Origin of the sequence: Pseudoalteromonas sp. Isolate3, from assembly GCF_022398505.1 — a bacterium.
Classification (GTDB): Bacteria; Pseudomonadota; Gammaproteobacteria; order Enterobacterales; family Alteromonadaceae; genus Pseudoalteromonas; species Pseudoalteromonas apostichopi.
The window spans coordinates 1-1,931 of the sequence record NZ_JAKEVN010000233.1 but is presented as its reverse complement, the minus strand read 5'-3'; the positions used below and the strand labels follow the sequence as shown (position 1 = coordinate 1,931).

The 1,931-nt window shown below is 39.3% G+C and carries 4 protein-coding genes and 2 tRNA genes; 3 read left to right on the top strand and 3 right to left on the bottom strand.

The genetic code is table 11. The annotated features are described in order from the left end of the window. On the top strand, positions 1-182 hold a 182-nt coding region (locus tag L1D46_RS20510), incomplete at its 5' end, for a pentapeptide repeat-containing protein (RefSeq protein ID WP_239978155.1). Here L1D46_RS20510 and L1D46_RS20505 read toward each other — a convergent pair. Both L1D46_RS20505 and L1D46_RS20500 read right to left on the bottom strand, forming a co-directional pair. Further along, positions 146-230 (bottom strand) — tRNA-Tyr (locus L1D46_RS20505). The two genes, L1D46_RS20510 and L1D46_RS20505, sit on opposite strands and share 37 nt — an antisense overlap. Positions 231-278: 48 nt before the next feature. Next, positions 279-363 (bottom strand) — tRNA-Tyr (locus L1D46_RS20500). Positions 364-475: 112 nt separating this feature from the next. Between L1D46_RS20500 and L1D46_RS20495 the strand changes: the two genes are divergently transcribed. Together L1D46_RS20495 and L1D46_RS20490 are read left to right on the top strand one after the other, a co-directional pair. Continuing rightward, positions 476-991, top strand: coding sequence for a VC2046/SO_2500 family protein (locus L1D46_RS20495; RefSeq protein ID WP_130051807.1), 516 nt, complete (start codon positions 476-478; stop codon positions 989-991). A gap of 150 nt (positions 992-1,141) precedes the next feature. Next, positions 1,142-1,441: a DUF6172 family protein gene (locus L1D46_RS20490; protein WP_130051806.1), complete on the top strand. Its 300-nt coding sequence runs from the start codon at positions 1,142-1,144 to the stop codon at positions 1,439-1,441. 53 nt (positions 1,442-1,494) lie between these two features. Here L1D46_RS20490 and L1D46_RS20485 read toward each other — a convergent pair whose 3' ends face one another. Then, entirely contained in the window at positions 1,495-1,908 is a 414-nt protein-coding gene (locus L1D46_RS20485) for a hypothetical protein (protein WP_239978156.1), read from the bottom strand. Positions 1,909-1,931: the final 23 nt, after the last annotated feature.

Genomic DNA, 1,931 nt, shown 5'->3' with positions numbered 1-1,931 from the left:
GAGTAAAGTTAGAAAGAGTAAAGTTAGAAAGAGTAAAGTTAGAAAGAGTAAAGTTAGAAAGAGTAAAGTTAGAAAGAGTAAAGTTAGAAAGAGTAAAGTTAGAAAGAGTAAAGTTAGAAAGAGTAAAGTTAGAAAGAGTAAAGAGTGGTGGAGGGAGCTGGATTCGAACCAGCGAAGGCTGAGCCGTCAGATTTACAGTCTGATCCCTTTGGCCGCTCGGGAACCCCTCCACACAGATTTTACTATTGCATTTGGCCCCACTTTTCAAATAAGAAAAGTGGTGGAGGGAGCTGGATTCGAACCAGCGAAGGCTGAGCCGTCAGATTTACAGTCTGATCCCTTTGGCCGCTCGGGAACCCCTCCAATGCAACGGCGCTGATAATAGCAAACTGGTTATTTAAGTAAAGAAAAAAACTAAAGAAAATTACATAAATGCCGATAACTGGTTAATCAAGAAACTATTTGGCTAAAGACTATGCAAATTGATGGTTTGTTGCTCACAGAGAGTCAACTCGATAATCGTCTAAATAAAAGTGTTCAAGAGAAACGCCCTGGGGAGTTTGCTTTATTACTAGCAATGCTTTCTCATGATGTGCTCGATTTTAGTCAGTTTCACCTACCAAAAACTGAATTAACCAACCCTGATGTGTCTGAATCTGTTCTGCGAACTGAATTAGGAGCAGGGCCAGCACAACCATTGGCACCTGAGCAGTTTGACATGCTGATTGGTCAAGAAAATGCTTACAGGCTATTGCAAGGTGGTTTATCAGATATCAGGTTGCGTCATTGCTTAAATCCTGAACCACTGAATATACGTGATGATAGGCAGCATGTGCCACTTGAAGTGATTGATAACTGTGAACCTGCAGTTAGAAAACGTTTTTACGAAAAGAATAAACCAGTTGAGCGGCCACAAATAGATGCAGCTGCCTTTTATGACAGCCTAAATGATGAAGCTATACATCAACCTCTACATTTAGCAACAGCCTAAGTATTAGCGGCTTAATCGAATTGTCATAGACTCTGAATAAACTATATTTAAGTAAAATGGCAAAAAGTACAGCTAAATTAAGATGTGCTTGTTATAATAGCAGCCTATGGCTTAATGCCATTGTCATTGAACCAAGTTACTAGGACTATAATGAAGAAAACATTCACGCTAAACCACGAGAAAATTAAATATCCTCGTATGGTTGATGCAGCCAAGCACGAAGTAAAAAAATACTTAAAACGTGAGCGTAATAAAACACTCCCAGCAGGTGCTGACTATTGGGCATTTGACTGTAAGTTTGGTGAGTCAGCGGATGAGGCCAATGTCGTTCACGTGGCAGAGATTAATAAGTGTATTAGCGATATCGAAGCTAAAGGGCTTACATCGTTTTACGTTGAGATCTTAGCGCGTCCTGCACAGCGTCAACATCAAGAGTTTGACGAAGAGTAATATCAATACTCTTATACTAAAAAAGGGCCATCAGGCCCTTTTTTAGTTTTAAATTAACGTGCAAATGGATCGGCATTAATTTTTTCTATGTACCATTTTCCTTTCTTACGTATCATTTTCACACTGCGCATGTCATCAACTTTCTTACCATTAAAATAACCAGTAAAAATTAAATTGATATTGGCTTTATCGCCATATTGCTCGCGTAAACTCATATTGGTCATATCGACTTCAATTACGACTTCATCGTATTGCATATTGACAAGGTTACGAGCGAACTGCCCAGCAGTACCATAAGATTTCATAATACGCGCCATTTTTGGAGTGGAGTATTCCATGGCAAGATTCAAATCGTTTTGGTTATATAAGGCATCAAAATAGAGAGTAGCCACATTACCTGGCGTATTTTGTTCGCCTTTTGGAGCGTCTTCGGAGCCGCAACCGAAAAGGACGCTGCTACTTAACAGAATAAAAATTAAGAGTATATTTT

What these genes read in the sequence shown, in the direction of transcription:
- L1D46_RS20495 (WP_130051807.1), top strand. Translation starts at nt 476, where the DNA reads ATGCAAATTGATGGTTTGTTGCTCACAGAGAGTCAACTCGATAATCGT.
- L1D46_RS20490 (WP_130051806.1), top strand. Translation starts at nt 1,142, where the DNA reads ATGAAGAAAACATTCACGCTAAACCACGAGAAAATTAAATATCCTCGT.